Consider the following 19922-nt stretch of genomic DNA (forward strand, 5'->3'; position numbering starts at 1 on the left):
CCCTCTGTCGTCTGCTGTCGGCGGCTGTCTGTCCTCCGTCGTCAGTCAGATCATGCCGGACGGCCGTCCTCGGCGCTGGACCCGGCCGTGGCTTGCGCGCCGGAGGCCATCGCGGCGGCGGCCTTGCGACGGTGTTCGGCGGCCTTCGCCTCGTGGATGCGCGCCATGCGCAGGTGGTACTCCGGCTTGTCCTGCTCGTAGATGTCGGGGATGCCGTCGAGGTCCTCGTCGAGCTCCTCGGCCTCGGTCAGCGCCCGGTACTTGCGGTCGCGCAGCTTCAGCAGCACGCTCGCGACGATCGCGGCGATGAGCGAGCCGATCAGGACGGCGGCCTTGACCTCGTCGGTGAGGGTGGCGTCGTCGGTGAAGGCGAGCTCGCCGATCAGGAGCGAGACGGTGAAGCCGATGCCGGCGAGCGAGGCGACGGCCAGCACGTCGGGCCAGGCGAGGTCCTCGTTCAGTTCGGCCTTGGTGAAGCGGGCGGCCAGCCAGGTGCCGCCGAAGATGCCCACCGCCTTGCCGACGACCAGGCCGAGGAGCACGCCGAGGGTCTCTGGCCGGGTGAAGACCTGCGCGATGGACTTGTCGGAGAGGGAGACCCCGGCGGAGAACAGGGCGAAGAGGGGAACGGCGATCCCGGCGGAGAAGGGGCGTACGAGGTGCTCGATGTGCTCGCCGGGGGGCTGCCGCTCGCCCTCCTTGCGGGAGCAGCGCAGCATCAGGCCCATGGCGACACCGGCGATGGTGGCGTGGACGCCGGAGTTGTACATCAGGCCCCAGATGACCAGGGCGAGCGGAACGTAGACGTACCAGCCGTGGACGCCCTTGCGGAGCAGGAACCAGAAGAGGACCAGGCCCACGACCGCGCCGCCGAGGGCCAGGAAGTCGATCTCGCTGGTGAAGAACACCGCGATGATCATGATGGCGAAGAGGTCGTCGACCACGGCCAGGGTCAGCAGGAACGCCCGCAGGGCGGACGGCAGCGAGGTGCCGATGACCGCGAGGACGGCGAGCGCGAAGGCGATGTCGGTGGCGGTCGGGACGGCCCAGCCGTTCATCGCGCCGCCGCCGAAGGCGTTGACCAGTACGTAGACCAGCGCGGGCGTGGCCATCCCGCAGACGGCGGCGATCACCGGGAGGGCGGCCGCCTTGGGGTCCCGTAGATCGCCCGCGACGAGTTCGCGCTTGAGCTCGATGCCGGCGACGAAGAAGAAGACGGCGAGCAGGCCGTCGGCCGCCCAGTGCTGGAGCGAGAGGTCCAGGCCCAGGGCGGCGGGTCCTATGTGGAAGGACAGGACGCTGTCGTAGCTGGCGGAGACGGCGGGGATGTTCGCCCACAGGAGGGCGGCGATCGCGGCCACGAGGAGCAGCACACCGCCGACGGTCTCGGCGCGCAGCGCGTCGGCGACGAAGCGGCGCTCGGGGAGGGAGAGACGTCCGAGCAGCTTGCGGCGGGGTGTGGGCGTGGCCACGGGTGGGCACCTCCGGATGGTCGACGGCATGACAAAACCTGTTGCCGACCAGACTTCCCGGCGCACCCTGTTAAGAAATTGACGCTTTCACTACTTTACAGGGCGTACGCAAGGTCTTACTGGATGATCGTCACTTTAAGCGCGAAACGGGCATGCGGCGCGTCGCGCCACATGCCCGTCGCCTTGCCGGGCCGGCCGCCCGTCGCGCAGCCGGCCCCGCCGGATCAGTCCTCGCTGCCCGCCGCCGGCAGCTTGCTCTGGATCAGGCTCATCACCGAGGAGTCGGCCAGCGTGGTGACATCGCCGACCGCCCGGTTCTCGGCGACATCGCGCAGCAGACGCCTCATGATCTTGCCCGAGCGGGTCTTCGGCAGCTCCTGGACCGGCAGGATCCGCTTCGGCTTCGCGATCGGGCCGAGCGTGGCGCCCACGTGGTTGCGCAGCTCCGCGACCAGGCCCTCGGTCTCGTGGGCGGTGCCGCGCAGGATCACGAAGGCCACGATGGCCTGGCCGGTGGTCTCGTCGGCCGCGCCGACCACGGCCGCCTCGGCGACCGAGGGGTGCGAGACCAGCGCCGACTCGACCTCGGTCGTCGAGATGTTGTGGCCGGACACCAGCATCACGTCATCCACCCGGCCGAGCAGCCAGATGTCGCCGTCCTCGTCCTTCTTGGCGCCGTCGCCCGCGAAGTACTTGCCCTCGAAGCGCGACCAGTAGGTGTCGATGAACCGCTGGTCGTCGCCCCAGATGGTGCGCAGCATCGACGGCCACGGCTCGGTGAGGACCAGGTAGCCGCCCCCGCCGTCCGGGACCTCGCGCGCCTCGTCGTCCACGACGGTGGCGGAGATCCCGGGCAGCGCGCGCTGCGCCGAGCCGGGCTTGGTGTGGGTGACGCCGGGCAGCGGCGAGATCATCATCGCGCCGGTCTCGGTCTGCCACCAGGTGTCCACGATCGGGCAGCGGTCGCCGCCGATGTGCTTGCGGTACCAGATCCAGGCCTCGGGGTTGATCGGCTCGCCGACCGAGCCCAGGACGCGCAGGCTCGACAGGTCGAACTTCGCGGGGATGTCGTCGCCCCACTTCATGAACGTCCGGATGGCCGTGGGCGCCGTGTAGAGGATGGTGACGCCGTACTTCTGCACGACCTCCCAGAAGCGGCCCTGGTGCGGGGTGTCCGGGGTGCCCTCGTAGATCACCTGGGTGGCGCCGTTGGCGAGCGGCCCGTAGACGATGTAGGAGTGCCCGGTCACCCAGCCGATGTCGGCGGTGCACCAGTAGACGTCGGTCTCCGGCTTCAGGTCGAACACCGCGTGGTGGGTGTACGCGGCCTGCGTGAGGTAGCCGCCCGAGGTGTGCAGGATGCCCTTGGGCTTCCCCGTGGTCCCCGAGGTGTAGAGGATGAACAGCGGGTGCTCGGCGTCGAAGGGCTGCGGCGCGTGCTCGGTCGACTGCCGGCCGACGATCTCGTGCCACCAGACGTCGCGGCCCTCGGTGAAGGCGGTGTCCTGGCCGGTGCGCCGCACCACCAGGACGTTCTTGACCTGCGGACACTTGCCGACGGCCTCGTCGATGGCGGGCTTGAGGGCGCTGGGCTTGCCGCGGCGGTAGCCGCCGTCGGCGGTGATCACGAGCTTGGCGTCGGCGTCCTGGATGCGAGAGGCCACGGCATCGGCGGAGAAACCGCCGAAGACCACGGAGTGCGCGGCGCCGACGCGGGCGCACGCGAGCATCGCGACGACCGCCTCCGGGATCATCGGCAGGTACACGGCGACGCGGTCGCCGGCCTGTACGCCCAGCTCGGTCAGGGCGTTGGCGGCCCGCGAGACCTCGTCCTTGAGCTGCGCGTAGGTGATCGACCGGCTGTCGCCGGGCTCGCCCTCGAAGTGGATGGCGACGCGGTCGCCGTTGCCGGCCTCGACGTGTCGGTCCACGCAGTTGTACGCGACGTTCAGCTTGCCGTCGGCGAACCACTTGGCGAAGGGCGGGTTGCTCCAGTCGAGCGTCTCGGTCGGCTCCGTGTCCCAGGTCAGCCGCCGGGCCTGCTCGGCCCAGAAGCCCAGCCGGTCCGCATCGGCCTGTGCGTACGCAGCCTCGGTCACATTGGCGGCGGCGGCCAGATCGGCGGGCGGTGCGAACCGCCGCTCTTCCTTGAGCAGATTGGCCAGGCTTTCGTTGCTCACGACATCTCCCTTTCCCAGGGTGTCCGTTGTGTCCCCGGGGCATAGCTCATCAGTCAGACGACCAGGTGACAAGGGCTAGCCGGAAATTGGTTTAGACCTATATCACGTACGGGCCACACGAGCGAGTGGCCCCTTCCCGCTGCAGGATGCGGGAAGGGGCCACTGCGTTGCACGGAATCCGGAGGGTATCGGTTCACACCCGCGAGGACGCCACGCCGTGGGCCGCGGGGCTCGGCTCCCCCGGTCCGCGGCCCGTCGGCCGGACGCTGTCGAAGACCCGGCAGTCGAAGAAGTCCTCGCCCTCGGACAGCAGGTACGCCTGGGCCTCGCCCACGTGGAAGTACATCCCGTGCAGCTCCAGCGTGCCTTCGGCGAGCCGCCGGGCCACCGACTCGTGGGCCCGCAGGTGCTCCAGCTGCTGCACCACATTGGTCAGGCAGAGCTGCTCCACCGCGTCCGCCGGGAGCCGTCCGGAGATCCGGGCCCAGGCGTGGTGGCGGCTGGCCATCCGCTCCAGGCTGGGCAGCCCGTGCCGCAGCCACCGGCGCAGCGGGGTCGGCGGGGCTCCGGGCGTGGAGCTCAGCAGGGCCTGCATGGCCCCGCAGCCCGAGTGCCCGCACACCGTGATGCTGTCCACCTTCAGTACGTCCACGGCGTACTCGATGGCCGCCGCGACCGAGTCGTCCGTGGACTCGGCCCCTGGCAGCGGGACCAGGTTGCCGACGTTGCGGACCGTGAAGAGGTCGCCCGGGCCGCTGGCCGTGATCATGCTCGTGACCAGACGGGAATCGGCGCAGGTGAGGAACAGCTGCGAGGGCCGCTGCCCCTCGCGGGCGAGCCGGGCCAGTTCATCGCGGACATGAGGTGCGGTGTCCCGCTGGAACGCGCTGATACCGCTGGCCAATTGGCCCGCCCCGCGGCGACGGGGCTCCGCCCGGGCCGCTTCGGCCGCGCCCGCGGACGCCGCCGCGCCGGTCCCCGTACGATCGGCGGCCGAGCGGTGGGCGCAGTGGTTCTGCCACGGGGTCCAGGGGCGGCAGCAGTGGTGGGCCCCGCGTTCGTGCCGGTCGGTGTCGGGGATTCGGGCGCCGGAGCGGCCGGTGACCTCCACCGAGCCCCCGTGCGCCAGGTGGGAGTCCTGCCAGTCCTGGAGCGTCTCGTACGCCGCGTGGTCCATGAACGAGCCGTCCAGCTCGACCACCGCGGGCGCTTCGTGCGGGATCTGGTTCAGCACCCGGCTCAGCCGGGGCACCGCAAGGAAGGTCAACTGCCCGTGCGCCCACACCCGGTGGACCCCGTCGAGCACCTCCACCGTGATCCGCGTCCGCGTCAGCCGGTACAGGGCCAGCGCGACGGCGACCGCGATGCCGATCGCGACCCCCTCCAGCACCCCGCCGAGCACCACGCCCACGATGGTCGTGGCGTAGACGAGGGCCTCGCGGTGCCGCGTGACACTGCGCAGGTGCGTGATGCTGACCATCTGCACGCCCACCGCCATCACCAGCGCGGCCAGCGCGGCCAGCGGGATCAGGTCGAGGACGGGCGCGAGCAGCCCGGCCGCGAGCAGTACCCACAGCCCGTGGAACATGGCCGACTTCCGGCTGGCCGCACCTGACTTGACGTTCGCCACGCTGCGGACGGCCACTCCGGTGATGGGCAGCCCGCCCAGCGCCCCGGAGACGATGTTGGCCGCGCCCTGGCCGCGCAGCTCCCGGTTGAGGTCGGCGCGCGGCGGGCGGTTGTCTGTATCCCGCTCGGAGGCGATCAGCTTGTCGGTCGCGACCGACGACAGCAGCGACTCCACGCTGCCGACGAGGGTGATCGTCAGTACGGCGGCGATGAGGCCGAGCACCGGGCCCTCGGGCAGCTCGGGCAGCGCGTGGCTGCGCCAGGACGGCAGGTCGACCCGGGGCAGGCTGAGCCCGGCGAGCGACGCGAACGCGGTGGCGGCGGCGACGGCGGCGAGCGCGGCCGGCACCTTGCGCAGCATCCGGCCGGCCCGCCCGGGCAGCCGGGGCCAGCTGAGCAGGACGGTCATCGTCAGCGCGCTGATGCCGAGCGCGACCGGATGCAGATCGGCCAACTGGGCGGGCAGCCCGCGGACATTGGCCACGACGGAGCTCTGCGGGGTGCCGCCGAGCACGATGTGCAGTTGCGCGACGGCGATGGTCACGCCGATGCCCGCGAGCATGCCGTGCACGATGGCCGGGCTGACCATCAGCGCCGACCGGGCGGTGCGCAGCAGGGCGAGGCCGAGCTGACAGAAGCCGGCGAGCACCGTGATGGCGCAGGTGGTCCGCCATCCGTAGCGCTGGATCAACTCGGCGGTGACCACGGTGAGTCCGGCGGCGGGCCCGCTCACCTGGAGCGGGGCGCCACCGAGCCGCCCGGCCACGATTCCGCCGACGGCCGCGGCCACCAGCCCGGCCTGGAGCGGGGCGCCGGTGGCCAGGGCGATGCCGAGGGAGAGCGGCAGGGCGATCAGGAAGACGGCGATGGAGGCGGACAGGTCCGCCGGGAGGTCGGGGGGAAGCCGGGAGGGGAGGTCCTTGGCGATGCGGTCGGGGGAGGTGGCCTTCATTTGGTCCCGTCTCCTCGGGGGAGGGGTGAAGCGGCGGGAGGTTCAACACTCAGTAAATGAATGGTAATGGAGAGTAAAGGCCTGCGGTGGGGAATGGGAGCAAACGGCCTATGAATTAGCGCTGACGGGTGATTAAGCATTTTGTACGGCTTGTCACATCTTCTTCTAAGCGGATCGCGTGGGACGTTGCGGCGCGGAAGTCCTGCGATGGAACTGCGAGGGAGAGGTGGACGGATGATCACCGCCACGAAGAAGATCGCCGGTGGCCTGGTCGCCGCGACGCTGGTCCTGTGCGCTGCCGGCTGCTCGGAGTCCGGGAAGTCCCCGTCCGGCACCGGCCGCAACGGCCCGAACGGGGCCGCCGCCCCGGTGGCCCCCGGCAGTGTCCTGCGGCCCATCGGCGACGGTTCGACCGCGTACACCGGCCCGCAGCCGAACGTACAGAAGGCGCAGAAGCTGAAGCCCGGCGAAAAGCCGCCGCAGTTCGTGGTGTTCTCGTGGGACGGGGCTGGCGAGGACAGCCAGAAGCTCTTCTCCCACTTCCGGGAGGTCGGCAAGAAGTACAACGCCCGCATGACGTACTTCCTCAGCGGCGTGTACATGCTCCCGGAGGAGAAGCGGGACCTCTACACGGCCCCGCAGCACTCCCCGGGCCACTCCGAGATCGGCTTCGGCGACCTCCAGGGCATCAAGGACACCGCCACCCAGGTCCGCGCGGCCTGGATGGAGGGCAACGAGATCGGCACCCACTTCAACGGCCACTTCTGCGGCCCCGAGGGCGGCGTCGGCACCTGGTCGGTGGACGAGTGGAAGAGCGAGATCAGCCAGGCCAAGTCGTTCGTCAAGAACTGGAAGACCAACGCCGGGCTGAAGAGCATGGACCCGCTGCCCTTCGACTACGACAAGGAACTCATCGGCGCCCGCACCCCCTGCCTCGAAGGCCAGAAGAACTTCATGCTGGCGGCGAAGGACCTCGGATTCCGCTACGACTCCAGCGGGATCAGCAAGCAGATCTGGCCCAAGAAGACGGAAGGGCTCTGGGACCTCCCGCTCCAGCTGGTGCCCATGCCGGGCCGTGCCTTCGACACGCTGAGCATGGACTACAACTACATGGTCAACCAGTCCGGCACGACCACCCAGGGCGACCCCTCGCAGCACGCGTACTGGGGCGAGCAGATGCGGGACGGACTGCTCCAGGCCTTCGAGCGGGTCTACCAGGGCAACCGCGCCCCGCTGATCATCGGCAACCACTTCGAGTCCTGGAACGGCGGCACCTACATGCACGCGGTGGAGGACTCCATCAAGAGCATGTGTACCCAGAAGGAGGTCCGCTGCGTGCCGTTCCGCGAGCTGGCCGACTGGCTGGACGCGCAGGACCCCAAGACGCTGGAGTGGATGCGGGGCCTCGACGTCGGCGAGGCGCCGAAGGACGGCTGGACGAAGTTCCTGACGGCGGGTCCGCCGCCGCGGCCGGCCGCCCCCGTCGAGGCCAAGCCGGCCGCGGGCGCGGCCGCGTCGGAGTCCGAGGAGGAGCGCTGACGGGACCCGGCCGCGGCCGGCGGGGGCCGGCAGGGGTTAGCGGGGGCCGCTGACGAGGCTCCCCTCCATCCCCTTGCTCAGCCCCTCGTGGAGCACGAACTCGGGGTCGACCTGCGCCGCCAGGTCGACCCCGGTCTTGGTGTTGCCCCAGCTCTCCGCGTTGCGCAGGTGGAAGTGGACCATCTGCTCGGTGTACCGGTCCCAGTCGCGGTGGGCGTACGAGTCGTCCGCCGCGTCCTGGAGCGTCTGGAGGGCGAACCGGTTGGTCGCCTCCAGCAGCTCGAAGGCGGCCGGCCGGCCCTTCTCCATCGCCCGCACCCATTCGGAGTGCCCGACGGTGACCAGCAGGTCCTCGCCCACCTCGTCCTGGAGGAACTCGACGTCCTCCGGCCCCTGGACCTTGTTGCCGATCACCTTCAGGCAGACCCCGAAGTCGCGCGCGTACTCCTTGTACTGGCGGTAGACGGAGACGCCCTTGCGGGTCGGTTCGGCGACCAGGAAGGTCACGTCGAAGCGGGTGAACATGCCCGACGCGAAGGAGTCGGAGCCGGCCGTCATGTCGACGACGACGTACTCGTCGCGGCCGTCGACCAGGTGGTTGAGGCAGAGCTCCACCGCCCCGACCTTCGAGTGGTAGCAGGCCACGCCCAGGTCGGACTCGGTGAACGGGCCGGTGGCCATCAGCCGCACGGGTTCCCCGTCGAGCAGGACCGTGCGCGCGCAGGCCTCGTACACGGGGTTGTCCTCGGAGACCCGCAGCAGGCGCGAGCCGGACCCGGGCGGGGTCGTCTTGATCATGGTGTCGGCGGACGCGATGCGGGCGTTGGCGCCGCGCAGGTACTCCTTGATCAGGGGCAGGTGCGCGCCCATGGCGGGCAGCGCGGCGGCCTCGTCCTCGCCGAGGCCGAGGGCGGCGCCGAGGTGCTGGTTGATGTCGGCGTCCACCGCGACGACAGCGGCTTCATTGGCGGCGAGGTGGCGGATGAAGAGGGAGGACAGCGTGGTCTTCCCGCTGCCGCCCTTTCCCACGAAAGCGATCTTCATGTTCACCAAGCGTAGCGGGTCGGTCGCGGTGAGTGCTCTGGGTGAGTGAAGAAGACCACTCCAAGGAGGGGTCGGTGGTAGGGGTGCGCAGTGCGTAGGCTCCCTACTTATGAGTAGCGCTTCTGACCCGCTGGCCCCCCTGGGTGCGCTCCCGGGTGTGGCCGAGTCCGTGGATTCCGTACGCAAGGCCGTGGACCGGGTCTACGGCCACCGGGTCATGCGCCGGCGCAGCGGGGAGATCACCTCGGAGGCCGCCCTGCGCGGGGCCCGCGGGAGCGCGGCGCTGTCCGGCGCGGACTGGGGGCTGGAGGAGGTGCGCCGCCGGACCGACTTCGGCGCGGAGAGCGAGGCGCGCGTCGTGGGCGCGGCGCTGCGGCTGACGGCGGAGGCCGGGCAGCTGCTGAGCATCTGGCGCCAGTCGCCGCTACGGGTGCTCGCGCGGCTGCACCTGGTGGCCTCGGGCACGACCGCCGACGGGGACATCGTGGGCCGCCCCCGCCTGGCGGGGGAGCCGGTCGACGAGCCGCTGGTCGAGCTGCCGCTGCCGAGCGCTCAGGAGGTCGCGGGCCGTCTGGACGGGCTGTCCCGGCTCATCATCGCGGGAGGTTCCGCCCCGGCGCTGATCACGGCCTCGGTGGTGCACGGCGAACTCCTCGCCCTCCGGCCGTTCGGCTCGTACAACGGCCTGGTCGCGCGGGCCGCGGAGCGCATCGTGCTGATCAACAGCGGGCTCGACCCGAAGGCGATCTGCCCGGCGGAGGTCGGCCACGCGGAGCAGGGCTCGGACGCGTACCTGGCGGCCTTCGAGGGCTATGTCTCCGGCACTCCGGAGGGGATGTCGGCCTGGATCGCGCACTGCGGCCGGGCGATCGAGCTCGGGGTCCGCGAGTCGACGGCGGTCTGCGAAGCCCTGCAGCGCGGCGCGGCCTGACCCCTGACAACGGGTTGCGGCGACACCGTCCAACTTTGGTGTCGCCGCTGGCATTCACGTCCAGGTACCAAGCGTCCTCGATATATGCCCATCAGGTCGGGAACTTTGCCCGTCACCTGGTGCGGCTGGCCCGTAATCGACGGGTCGACGTCGCGTGGGTGCTCGACGTTCATGCTTCGGTCCGTGGGCCTTACTGCGTTTTAAAGATGATCCTCTCGGATGTTCTTTGGTCTCGCGGGCCGTTGACTCCTTTGTACTCCGCTTCCGAGCCATGCGGAACCCCTGGCCCCGGTTCTTTACTTTCCAGGACGTTTCCCCCTGATCCGGACATCGCCGTCTCACCCCCGCCGCCACTGCAACCCACCGCCCTTCAGCCTGGCCGGTGCTTGAGGCGCGGTCGGGGTCGAGCCCGCCCCTCCAGCCTCCCTGGCATTTGCGGCGCGCTGACACACCTGGGTGTGAGGCGCGGTCGGGGCGGAGCCCGCCCCTCCAGCCTCGCCGGCGTTTGAGGCGCGGGTCCGGGCAGAGCCCGGGAAACGGTGAAAGGGCGGGGCGGGGAGAAAGCCCGCGCAGCGGGGGCAGCGATCCGGCGGGCCGACGGGGCGCCGGGCTCGGCCCGACGGGCGTCCGGGCCCGAGCCGGGGTCAGGGGCGCCCCGGGCTCGCCCCGCCCCGGCCCGGGCCCGGCGTCAGGCCGAGCCGCCGGCCATCGCACGCCGCCGACTGGCGTACCAAACCAGCCCGGCGGTAGCGGCGGCAGCCCCGACGGCGGCGGCAGCGACCAACGCCGGCCGCCCGCCCATCGAGAACCCCGGCAGCCGCTGCTTCAACCGCACCGGCCGGTTGAACACCAGCACCGGCCACTCCCGCGCCACCGCCTCCCGCCGCAACGCCCGGTCGGGATTGACCGCGTGCGGATGCCCCACGGCCTCCAGCATCGGCACGTCCGTGATCGAGTCGCTGTACGCGTAGCACCGCGCCAGGTCGTACCCCTCGGACTCCGCGAGTTCCCGTACGGCTTCCGCCTTCGTCGGGCCGTAGGCGTAGTACTCGATCTCCCCGGTGAAGCAGCCGTCGTCGCCGACCACCATCCGCGTGGCGACGACCCGGTCCGCGCCGAGCATCTCCCCGATCGGCTCGACCACTTCCGCGCCGGAGGTCGACACGATCACCACGTCACGGCCCGCCGTGTGGTGGGCCTCGATCAGGGACGCGGCCTCGTCGTAGATGATCGGGTCGATGAGGTCGTGCAGGGCCTCGGCGACGATCTCGCGCACCTGCTGCACGTTCCACCCCTTGCACAGGGCGGACAGGTACTCCCGCATCCGTTCCATCTGGTCGTGGTCGGCGCCACCGGCCAGGAAGATGAACTGGGTGTACGCGGTGCGCAGCACGGCCCGGCGGTTGATCAGACCGCCTTGGTAGAAGGACTTGCTGAACGTCAGAGTGCTCGACTTCGCAATGACCGTCTTGTCCAAGTCGAAGAAGGCTGCGGTACGAGGCGAGGAGTGCGGCAAGGGCTGGTTTTCCACGCCCCGAGCATATGCGCCCACCATTCGGCGTAAGGTGTGGCGCGTGGGTTTGCCTGAGAAGGCTCTCGGGTACACCATGGAAGTCACGGATCGTTCGCGACCGTGCTAACCCGGTCTGGCTCCTCCCCCCCCGAGTCGGACTGTGGGGACGACCCCCGCTCTCCCCCCCGGCGGGGGTCGTCGCATGTCCGGACGCGGTTTGCGTCCTCTGCCTTCGGCCCTTGGTGACCATCTCCCCGGCCCTCCTCTTCGTGGGCCCGCGTGCCGCAGGCCCTTCACCCCGTCAGACGCGTGACGCTCCGTAGTTGTTCCGGCGCGCTCTGGAACTCACCTGACGGGGTGGCGAAGTTATTCACAACGGCAGGGTTGTCCACAGTTTTCGGGCAAGATCCACTTGTTTTTCCGGATCCCGTCACCGTGATTCCAGCCGCGAAGTCCGCGGCCTTCGGATTTGCGGTGAGAAGGGGGCGGAGATCGTGGCTGGATCGAAGTCGTGTGAAGCACCGGAGCGCGTGCTCGTCGGTGGAGGCGGGAGGCCGGCCCGTGCGGTCGGCGCCGGGGCGGCGGGCGGGCGGCCGCTGATCATCACCGAGGACCCCTTGCTGCTCGATGACCTGCTGCGGCTCTGCGCCGCCGCGGGCGCCGAGCCGCATGTGCGCCACTCGATGCCCGAGCAAAGCGGTACCGGCGGTGCGGGGGGTGCCGAAGAGGTGCGCGGGGGAGTCGGCTGGGAGTGCGCGCCGCTCGTGCTCGTCGGGGACGACGCCGCCCGGAGGGTCCGCGGTGCGCCCCGCCGGGACGGCGTGTTCCTCGTCGGCCGGGAGCTGGACGATCCCCTGGTGTGGCAGCGGGCGGTGGAGATCGGCGCCGAGGAGGTGCTGCGGCTCCCCGACGCCGAGAGCCGGCTCGTCGACCGCATCGCCGATGTGGTGGAAGGCGCCGGGAAGCCGGCCCTCGCCGTCGGGGTGATCGGCGGCAGCGGCGGGGCCGGCGCTTCAACGCTCGCCTGCGCCCTCGCGATCCGGGCGGCCCGGGCCGGCGAGCGGACCATCCTCATCGACGGCGACCCGCTCGGCGGCGGCATGGATGTCCTGCTGGGCGGCGAGGGCGCCGAGGGGCTGCGCTGGCCGGACTTCGCCGGGTCGCGGGGCCGGGTCGGCGCCGGAGCGCTGGAGGAGTCCCTGCCCGAGCTGCACGCGCTGCGGGTGCTCAGCTGGGACCGGGGGGAGCGGGTGGTGGTGCCGCCCGCCGCGATGCGGTCGGTGCTCGCCGCCGCCCGCCGCCGGGGCGGGGTCGTGGTGGTGGACCTGCCGCGCCGGGTCGATGAGGCCGTGGCCGAGGTGCTGGCCCAGCTGGACCTGGTGCTGATGGTGGTGCCGGGCGAGTTGCGGTCGGTGGCCGCGGCGGGCCGCGTCGCCGCCGGGGTGCGGATGGTCGCCCGGGACGTCCGCGTCGTCGTACGGGGCCGCTGCCCCGGCGGGCTCGATGCCGAGACGGTGGCCGGGCTGCTGGGCGTTCCGCTGGCCGGCGAGGTCCCGGTCGAGCTGGGACTGCCCGGGCGGGTGGCCGAGGGGGAACCGCCGGGTGCGCAGCGGCGCGGCGCGCTGGCCCGGTTCTGCGACGGCTTCTGGCAGCGGGCGCTCGGCGCCGCCCCGGGGGTGCCGGCATGAGCGCGGTACTGCTGGACGCGGTGCGCCAGCGGCTCGCCGAGAGCGGCGCGGAGCCGACTCCGGCGAGGGTCGCGGCCGCCCTGCGGGCCCAGGGCCGGCTGCTCGGTGATGCGGAAGTGCTGGGCGTGGCAGCCGAGTTACGGTCCGAGCTGGTGGGAGCGGGCCCGCTGGAGGCGCTGCTCGCCGATCCGGAAGTCACCGATGTGCTGGTGGCGGCCCCGGACCGGGTGTGGGTGGACCGCGGCGGGGGGCTGGAGCTTACCGGGGTGACCTTCCGGGACGCCGAGGCCGTGCGCAGGCTCGCCCAGCGGCTCGCCGCCGTCGCGGGACGGCGGCTGGATGACGCCCGGCCGTGGGTGGACGCCCGGATGCCGGACGGAACCAGGCTCCACGCGGTCCTGCCGCCGGTCGCGGTCGGCTCGACCTGCCTGTCCCTGCGGGTGGTGCGGCCCCGGGCGTTCACGCTGGAGGAGCTGGTCGCCGCCGGGACGCTGCCGCCCGGTGGGCAGAAACTGCTCCGGGCGATGGTGGAGGCCCGGCTGTCGTTCCTCGTCTCCGGAGGTACCGGGACGGGCAAGACGACCCTGCTCAGTGCCCTGTTGGGGCTGGTGGGCCCGGCGGAGCGGATCGTACTGGCCGAGGATTCGGCCGAGTTGCGCCCCGATCACCCGCATGTGGTGCGGCTGGAGACGAGGCCGGCCAACCAGGAGGGCGCGGGCCTGGTCACGCTGGCCGATCTGGTCCGGCAGGCGCTGCGGATGCGGCCGGACCGGCTCGTCGTCGGCGAGGTCCGGGGCGCCGAAGTGGCCACGCTGCTGGCCGCGTTGAACACCGGGCACGAAGGCGGCTGCGGCACCGTGCACGCGAATGCGGCCGCGCATGTCCCGGCCCGCTTGGAGGCGCTCGGGACGGCCGCCGGGCTCGACCGGGCCTCCCTGCACAGCCAGTTGGCGGCCGCGCTGAACCTGGTGGTGCATCTCGTCCGGGACCGGGACGGGCGCCGCCGCGTCGCCGAGGTGCACGTACTGGAGCGGGATCCGGCGGGGCTGGTCGTCACGGTGCCCGCACTGCGCTGGGCGGCGTGCGGGTTCGTGCGGGAGCGCGGCTGGGAGCGGCTGGATCCGCTGATGGGCGGTGCGCGGTGAACGCCGGGGCGGTGTCTGGGGTGCCGGTGTTCGCAGCGGTGCTGTGCGCCGGGGCGGCGGCCTGGGTGCTGGCCGGGGGCGGCCGGGTGTCCCGGCGGGCCCGGGTGGTGCTGGCCGGCGGCGGGCCCGTGGTGCCCGGCGGGCCGGTGCGCTGGGAGCGGCTGGTGGTCGGGGTCCGGGTGCGGGCGGCGGAGCGGCGCGAGTGGGCTTGCCCGGCGGTCGGGCTGCTGGTCGCACTGTTGGGCGGCTCGGTGATCCCGGCAGTGTTGGGTGCGGCGGCCGTACCGCTGGTGCGGCGGTGGCTGCGGGTCCGGGACCGGGAGCGCGCGAGGGCGGCCCGGGCGGCGGAGGTGGTGGCCCTGTGCGGGGCGGCGGTCGGTGAGCTGCGGGCCGGAGCCCAGCCCGGGCAGGCGCTGACCGCGGCGATACGGCGTACGGCTGCGGGGCCCGGCGGTCCGGGCGCTGCGGAGGCCGCGGTGCTGGCCGCGGCGGCGTTCGGCGGGGATGTGCCGGGCGCGCTGCGGCTGGCGGCCCGGGAGCCGGGAGCCGAGGGGCTGGCCGGGATGGCGGCCTGCTGGCGGGTCTCCGTGGACGGCGGCGCCGGGCTGGAGGCCGGGCTCGACCGGCTGGAGGGGGCGCTGCGGGCCGAGCGGGACCGGCGGGAGTCGCTGCGGGCCCAGCTGGCCGGAGCCCGTTCGACGGCGGTGGTGCTGGCCCTGCTTCCGCTGGTGGGCCTGCTGATCGGTACCGGGCTCGGGGCGGACCCGCTGCGGGTGCTGCTGCACACGCCGGTCGGGTGGGGCTGCCTGGCCGTGGGAGGGGCGCTGGAGGCGCTGGGGCTGCTGTGGTGCCGGCGGATCGTACGGGCGGGGGAGTGGTGATGGGCGGGTTCGCGATCCACAGGCTGGGGATGGCGCTGTGCCTCGCGGTGGCGGCGCTGTGCGCGGGGTCGGCGGTGGCCGCCCGGGTGCGGGAGCGGACCGTCCGGCGCCGGATCGGGTCCCTGCTGGCGGCGGCGCCGGTGCGGCGCGGGCCGGTGGTGGGGGCGCGGATACGGGGCGTGGTGCGGGCCTGGGCCTGGCCGGCCGGGGCGCTGCTGGCGGGCTGGGTGCTGGTCGGCGGTGCGGCGGGGGTGCTGACCGGCTGCGGGGCGGCGTTCGGGGCGTGGCGCTGGCTGAGCCGGGCGCGACCGCCGGCCGGGGTGGACCCGAAGGAGGCGGAGCGTCAGCTGCCGTTCGCCGCCGATCTGTTGGCCGCCTGTCTGGTGGCCGGGGCGGGTCCGGTGGAGGCGGCCGAGGTGGTGGGGGAGTCGCTGGGCGGCCCGGTGGGCGAGCGGCTGGCCCTGGCCGGGGCGGAGCTCCGGCTCGGCGGCGAACCGGGCGCAGCGTGGGGGAGGTTGGCGGAGATACCGGGCGCGCGGGGGCTGGCGGAATGCCTGGAGCGGGCGGCCCGCACCGGGGCGCCCTCGGCGGAGCCGGTCTCGCGGATGGCGGCGGCCCTGCGGGAGGACCGGACCCGGCAGGCGGGAGCCCGCGCCCAGCGGGCGGCCGTGCTCGTCACCGCGCCGGTGGGCCTGTGTTTCCTTCCCGCCTTTCTCGCGGTGGGGGTGGCTCCGGTGGTGATCGGAATGGCCTCAGGACTTCTCTCTCGTACCTGAAATCACATCAAGAACATAAACCGACTGGAGGTTGACATGAGGATCATCTGGTTTCGTGTGCGGGCGGTGCTGAGCGGTCGCCGGAGCGATGCGGGGATGTCCACTTCGGAATACGCCATGGGCACGATCGCGGCGTGTGCGTTCGCCGCCGTTCTGTACAAGGTGGTGACAAGTGAGTTGGTCTCCACGGCGCTTCAGTCGACCATCGGGAAGGCGCTCGATGTGCCGTTCTGAGAAAAACCCGGGGCGACGCCGGGAACGAATGGGCCTGGCCGCCGACCGGGGATATCTGACGGCCGAGGCGGCTCTGGTGATCCCGGCCCTGGTGCTGCTCGCGGCGCTGCTGGTGTGGGCGCTCATGGCGGCCGCCGCGCAGATCCGGTGCGTGGATGCGGCGCGGGCCGGCGCGCGGGCGGCGGCCCGGTCGGAGCCGGGGGACACCGCGGTGGCGGCGGCGAAGGCCGCCGCCCCGCCGGGGGCGGAGGTGGCGCTGGAGCGGTCTGGCGACCTGTGGCGGGTCCGCGTGACGGCGCCCCCACCCGGCCCGCGCGGCCTCCCGGTCCGTCTCGGGGCGCTGGCGGTCGCCTTGGCGGAGGACACCGTGGGGCCCCCGCCATGACCGGTTCCCGGGCTCCGACCCCCATCCGGCCCAACGTCCCCGCCCGAGATTGCCCGCCACTTTCGCCACAGCCGCGACGAGCCCGCCGGGACCGGGTGCGGGACTGGCAACGCCGCCGCGGACGGGTCCCGAGGCCGGCGCGGATCGGGGTGGACCGGGGGTCGGCGACCGTGTGGGGGCTGGTCGTGGCCACGGCGTTGGCGGCGGTGTTCGGGGGCGTGCTGCTGCTCGGGCAGGCGGTGGTCGCGCGGCACCGGGCGGCGTCCGCCGCCGACCTGGCGGCGCTCGCGGCGGCGGCGGGCTGGGCGCAGGGCCCCGAGGCCGCGTGTGCCACGGCGATACGGGTCGCCGGGGCCCAGGGGGCGACCGTGACGGCCTGCGCCCTGCGGGGCGAGGTCGCGGAGATCTCGGCCCGTGCCCCGGCCGGCCCCTTCGCCCCCACGGTGAGCGCCCGCGCGGGCCCTCCCCTGCCGCCCTCCGGGTAACGGCCCGGGCCCGGCCGCACCACCGCCCTGTGCTCCGCCCGGGCCCGGTGTCCGTCGCCCCTGCGGTCCGGCGTGGACCGGGGGTTCCCGTCGGGACCCGTACTCCTCGCCGCGCGGGTCCCGCCGTGCCCGGCGGCATCCCCGCAGCGACTCCCCGCCGACAGGAGCCGAGCGCTGGCTGGACCTCGTGGCGGCTCCTGCCGGGAGCGCTGGTGGGACCTCGCGGGCGACTCCCGCCCGGCCCGGCGGCAGGTCCGTGTGGGCGGCTGGCGCCGGATGGGGGCCCAGGCGGGCCCTCGCGCGCAGGAGCGGGCCGGGCAGTCGGTGTCCGGATAGCGGGGCCTCGGCGGCCCTCGGACGGCGCCTACGTGCCGTGTGCGGCCTCGTGGGGGCCCGGACCGGCTCCACGTCGGCCCCGGGCTCGGTCTGGCTTCGCGTTGGCACCGGCCTTGGCCCGGGCGCGTCGGCACCGGGCTCGGCTCGGCTTCGCGTTGGGGCGGCTGGGCCTGGTCGGTGGGGTTACTGGGGGGCGGGGGTGGGGGGTGGGGATTCGGAGAGGAGGCGGGTGAGGAGGCGGATGGCGCCGCGTTTGTGCAGGGGGTCGTTGGCGTTGCCGCACTTCGGGGACTGGATGCACGAAGGGCAGCCGGCCTCGCATTCGCAGGCGGCGATGGCGTCACGGGTCGCGGTCAGCCAGGCGCGGGCCGTGTGGAAGCCCCGCTCCGCGAAGCCGGCGCCGCCGGGGTGGCCGTCGTAGACGAAGACCGTCGGAAGGAGGGTGTCCGGGTGGAGCGGCACGGAGACGCCGCCGATGTCCCAGCGGTCGCAGGTGGCGAACAGCGGCAGCAGGCCGATGGAGGCGTGTTCGGCGGCGTGCAGGGCCCCGCCGAGGATCTCCGGGTTGATCCGGGCCTCGTCGAGCTGGTCCTCGGTGACCGTCCACCACACGGCCCGGGTGCGCAGGGTGCGCGGCGGCAGGTCCAGCTTGGCCTCGCCGAGCACCTCGCCGGTGATCAGCTTGCGCCGCAGGTACGAGACGACCTGGTTGGTCACCTCGACGGAGCCGAAGCAGAGCCTGCCCTGGCCCCAGGGGATCTCGGAGTCGGTCTCCAGGACGGAGATGGCGGTGGTGTCCCGGGCCGTGGTGGAGAACGGCGGGCTGGCCTCCTCGACCAGCGCGACGGAGTCCTCCAGGTCCAGGTGTTTCACCAGGTAGGTGCGGCCCTGGTGGAGGTGGACGGCGCCGTCGTGGACGGCGGTGTGCGCGGCGTCCCCGTCGACCGTGCCGAGCAGCCGCCCGGTGGCGGCCTCGACGATCTGCACCGGGCGGCCCCCGCCGCCCCGGATGTCGGTGAGGTCGCAGGCCCGTTCCCGCCGGGTCCAGTGCCAGGCGGTGGCCCGGCGGCGGAGCAGTTTCGCGGCTTCCAGCTGCGGCAGCAGCTCCCGCGCGGCCGGGCCGAACAGGGCGAGGTCCGGCTCCGTCAGGGGCAGCTCGGCGGCGGCCGCGCACAGGTGCGGGGCCAGGACGTACGGGTTGTCCGGGTCCAGGACGGTGGCTTCCACGGGCTGCCGGAACAGCGCCTCGGGGTGGTGGACCAGGTAGGTGTCCAGCGGGTCGTCCCGGGCGACCAGGACGGCCAGCGCGCCCTGCCCGGACCGTCCGGCGCGGCCCGCCTGCTGCCACAGGGAGGCCCGGGTGCCCGGGTAGCCGGTGATCAGCACGGCGTCCAGACCGGAGACGTCCACGCCCAGCTCCAGGGCGGTGGTCGCGGCCAGGCCCAGCAGCTGGCCGGAGTGCAGGGCCCGCTCCAGGGCCCGGCGCTCCTCGGGCAGGTAGCCGCCCCGGTAGGCCGCGACACGCCCGGGCAGCGAGCGGTCCACCTCGGCGAGCCGCTCCTGGGCGATCACGGCGATCAGCTCGGCGCCGCGCCGGGAGCGGACGAAGGCGACCGTACGGACGCCCTGGACCACCAGGTCGGTCAGCAGGTCGGCGGTTTCGGCGGTGGCCGTGCGGCGCACCGGGGCGCCCTTCTCGCCGCGCAGCTCGGTCAGCAGTGGCGGCTCCCACAGGGCGAAGACCACCTCTCCGCGCGGGGAGGCGTCGTCGGCCACCTCGGTGACCGGCACCCCGGTCAGCCGGGAGGCGGCGGCCGCCGGGTCGCTCGCGGTGGCGGAGGCCAGCAGGAACACGGGATCGGAGCCGTAGCGGGCGCACAGCCGCCGCAGCCGGCGCAGCACCTGGGCGACGTGGGAGCCGAATACTCCCCGGTAGGTGTGGCATTCGTCGATGACGACGTACCGCAGGGCCTTCAGGAACGAGGCCCAGCGGGGGTGGGCGGGCAGGATCCCCCGGTGCAGCATGTCGGGGTTGGTCAGGACGTAGTTGGCGTACTGGCGCACCCATTCGCGTTCCTCGAACGGCGTGTCCCCGTCGTAGACGGCGGGCCGGACGGCGTTCCCGAGCGGGGCGGCCAGTTCCCGTACGGCGCGCCGCTGGTCGGCCGCGAGGGCCTTGGTGGGGGCCAGGTACAGGGCGGTCGTGCCGCGCCCGTTGGGGGCTTCGGCGCCGTCGGCGAGGGCGGAGAGCACGGGGGCCAGATAGGCCAGCGACTTGCCCGAGGCGGTGCCGGTGGCGACGACCACGGACTCGCCGTCGAGGGCGTGCTCGGCGGCCGCGGCCTGGTGTTCCCACGGGTGTTCGATCCCGGCGGCCCGAATGGCGGCTACTACATCCGTTCGGATGCGGTCGGGCCAGACTGCATGACGACCCGCCCGAGGGGGCAAGTGCTCCGTATGGGTGATGCGCGCAGCTCGGGAAGGCCCCCGTGAGAGCCGGTCCAGAACCGTGCCCGGGGAGGGTCGAGGGTCCGCCGGTACCGTGGCCGGACCGGGGCGGTGAGTGTTGGCCATTGGAACCGAGTGTGTCACTGGCGTGCGGGACAATGGTCCCAAGGCGTCGTGCGCGCCTGCCGGTAAGTGATTGAATGCCATCGCGGCAGCCAATCCCTCGCCCACCTTCGGGTGGGGAGGCCCCTGGGGGGCGCCGCTCGATAGCAAGGTGCTGGAGG

Annotated in this window: 15 protein-coding genes; 9 read left to right on the forward strand and 6 right to left on the reverse strand. The window is 73.1% G+C overall.

Features of this window, described 5'->3' with window-relative positions:
* Nucleotides 1-50 precede the first annotated feature (50 nt).
* The 3 genes from nhaA to IE248_RS15635 form a co-directional block, all read right to left on the reverse strand.
* Nucleotides 51-1472, reverse strand: coding sequence for a Na+/H+ antiporter NhaA (gene nhaA, locus IE248_RS15625; RefSeq protein ID WP_190030982.1), 1422 nt, complete (start codon nt 1470-1472; stop codon nt 51-53).
* 224 nt (nt 1473-1696) lie between these two features.
* Nucleotides 1697-3652, reverse strand: a complete 1956-nt coding sequence (gene acs / locus IE248_RS15630) for an acetate--CoA ligase (RefSeq protein ID WP_190030983.1) — start codon at nt 3650-3652, stop codon at nt 1697-1699.
* 193 nt (nt 3653-3845) lie between these two features.
* Entirely contained in the window at nt 3846-6233 is a 2388-nt protein-coding gene (locus IE248_RS15635; RefSeq protein ID WP_190030984.1) for a SulP family inorganic anion transporter, read from the reverse strand.
* Nucleotides 6234-6467: 234 nt separating this feature from the next.
* Here IE248_RS15635 and IE248_RS15640 point away from each other — a divergent pair, with 234 nt between their 5' ends.
* On the forward strand, nt 6468-7772 hold the full coding sequence (locus IE248_RS15640; protein ID WP_073797913.1) for a polysaccharide deacetylase family protein: 1305 nt from the start codon (nt 6468-6470) through the stop codon (nt 7770-7772).
* Nucleotides 7773-7808: 36 nt separating this feature from the next.
* Here IE248_RS15640 and IE248_RS15645 read toward each other — a convergent pair whose 3' ends face one another.
* Nucleotides 7809-8816, reverse strand: coding sequence for an ATP-binding protein (locus tag IE248_RS15645; RefSeq protein ID WP_100581394.1), 1008 nt, complete (start codon nt 8814-8816; stop codon nt 7809-7811).
* A 109-nt stretch (nt 8817-8925) separates the two neighbouring features.
* Here IE248_RS15645 and IE248_RS15650 point away from each other — a divergent pair, with 109 nt between their 5' ends.
* Entirely contained in the window at nt 8926-9747 is an 822-nt protein-coding gene (locus IE248_RS15650; RefSeq protein WP_190030985.1) for a Fic family protein, read from the forward strand.
* A gap of 688 nt (nt 9748-10435) precedes the next feature.
* Here the strand turns inward: IE248_RS15650 and IE248_RS15655 are convergent.
* Nucleotides 10436-11302, reverse strand: coding sequence for an HAD family hydrolase (locus IE248_RS15655; RefSeq protein WP_047960639.1), 867 nt, complete (start codon nt 11300-11302; stop codon nt 10436-10438).
* Nucleotides 11303-11790: 488 nt separating this feature from the next.
* Between IE248_RS15655 and ssd the strand changes: the two genes are divergently transcribed.
* From ssd to IE248_RS37390, 7 genes are all read left to right on the forward strand, one after another.
* The gene (gene ssd, locus IE248_RS15660; protein ID WP_190031041.1) at nt 11791-12948 is read left to right on the forward strand and encodes a septum site-determining protein Ssd; all 1158 of its coding nucleotides are present in this window, start codon (nt 11791-11793) and stop codon (nt 12946-12948) included.
* Nucleotides 12945-14093: a TadA family conjugal transfer-associated ATPase gene (locus IE248_RS15665; protein WP_190030986.1), complete on the forward strand. Its 1149-nt coding sequence runs from the start codon at nt 12945-12947 to the stop codon at nt 14091-14093. The genes ssd and IE248_RS15665 overlap by 4 nt, the downstream gene beginning before the upstream one ends.
* A gap of 11 nt (nt 14094-14104) precedes the next feature.
* Entirely contained in the window at nt 14105-14974 is an 870-nt protein-coding gene (locus tag IE248_RS15670; RefSeq protein WP_373301519.1) for a type II secretion system F family protein, read from the forward strand.
* Nucleotides 14974-15750 carry a type II secretion system F family protein gene (locus IE248_RS15675; protein WP_190030987.1) on the forward strand — a complete coding sequence of 259 codons (777 nt, stop codon included), beginning with the start codon at nt 14974-14976 and terminating at the stop codon, nt 15748-15750. The genes IE248_RS15670 and IE248_RS15675 overlap by 1 nt, the downstream gene beginning before the upstream one ends.
* A gap of 36 nt (nt 15751-15786) precedes the next feature.
* Entirely contained in the window at nt 15787-15984 is a 198-nt protein-coding gene (locus IE248_RS15680) for a DUF4244 domain-containing protein (RefSeq protein WP_190030988.1), read from the forward strand.
* 28 nt (nt 15985-16012) lie between these two features.
* Entirely contained in the window at nt 16013-16369 is a 357-nt protein-coding gene (locus tag IE248_RS15685) for a TadE family type IV pilus minor pilin (RefSeq protein WP_308438149.1), read from the forward strand.
* 185 nt (nt 16370-16554) lie between these two features.
* Nucleotides 16555-16854 carry an Rv3654c family TadE-like protein gene (locus tag IE248_RS37390; RefSeq protein ID WP_229895337.1) on the forward strand — a complete coding sequence of 100 codons (300 nt, stop codon included), beginning with the start codon at nt 16555-16557 and terminating at the stop codon, nt 16852-16854.
* Between the two features lie 519 nt (nt 16855-17373).
* On the opposite strand, the gene sftH is transcribed toward IE248_RS37390, so the two are convergent.
* Nucleotides 17374-19845 (reverse strand): DEAD/DEAH box helicase, encoded by a 2472-nt coding sequence (gene sftH, locus IE248_RS15695; protein ID WP_190030990.1) that lies wholly within the window; start codon nt 19843-19845, stop codon nt 17374-17376.
* Nucleotides 19846-19922 lie beyond the last annotated feature (77 nt).

It is taken from the genome of Streptomyces goshikiensis (assembly GCF_014650555.1).
Classification (GTDB): domain Bacteria; phylum Actinomycetota; class Actinomycetes; order Streptomycetales; family Streptomycetaceae; genus Streptomyces; species Streptomyces goshikiensis.

Excerpts from the sequence above, each read along its gene's own strand:
- IE248_RS15685 (WP_308438149.1), top strand. The coding sequence starts at position 16,013 with ATGGGCCTGGCCGCCGACCGGGGATATCTGACGGCCGAGGCGGCTCTG.
- IE248_RS15635 (WP_190030984.1), bottom strand. The coding sequence starts at position 6,233 with ATGAAGGCCACCTCCCCCGACCGCATCGCCAAGGACCTCCCCTCCCGG.
- IE248_RS15655 (WP_047960639.1), bottom strand. The coding sequence starts at position 11,302 with ATGGTGGGCGCATATGCTCGGGGCGTGGAAAACCAGCCCTTGCCGCAC.
- IE248_RS15680 (WP_190030988.1), top strand. The coding sequence starts at position 15,787 with ATGAGGATCATCTGGTTTCGTGTGCGGGCGGTGCTGAGCGGTCGCCGG.
- IE248_RS15650 (WP_190030985.1), top strand. The coding sequence starts at position 8,926 with ATGAGTAGCGCTTCTGACCCGCTGGCCCCCCTGGGTGCGCTCCCGGGT.
- IE248_RS15645 (WP_100581394.1), bottom strand. The coding sequence starts at position 8,816 with ATGAAGATCGCTTTCGTGGGAAAGGGCGGCAGCGGGAAGACCACGCTG.
- IE248_RS15675 (WP_190030987.1), top strand. The coding sequence starts at position 14,974 with ATGGGCGGGTTCGCGATCCACAGGCTGGGGATGGCGCTGTGCCTCGCG.
- IE248_RS15665 (WP_190030986.1), top strand. The coding sequence starts at position 12,945 with ATGAGCGCGGTACTGCTGGACGCGGTGCGCCAGCGGCTCGCCGAGAGC.
- sftH (WP_190030990.1), bottom strand. The coding sequence starts at position 19,845 with ATGGCATTCAATCACTTACCGGCAGGCGCGCACGACGCCTTGGGACCA.
- IE248_RS15640 (WP_073797913.1), top strand. The coding sequence starts at position 6,468 with ATGATCACCGCCACGAAGAAGATCGCCGGTGGCCTGGTCGCCGCGACG.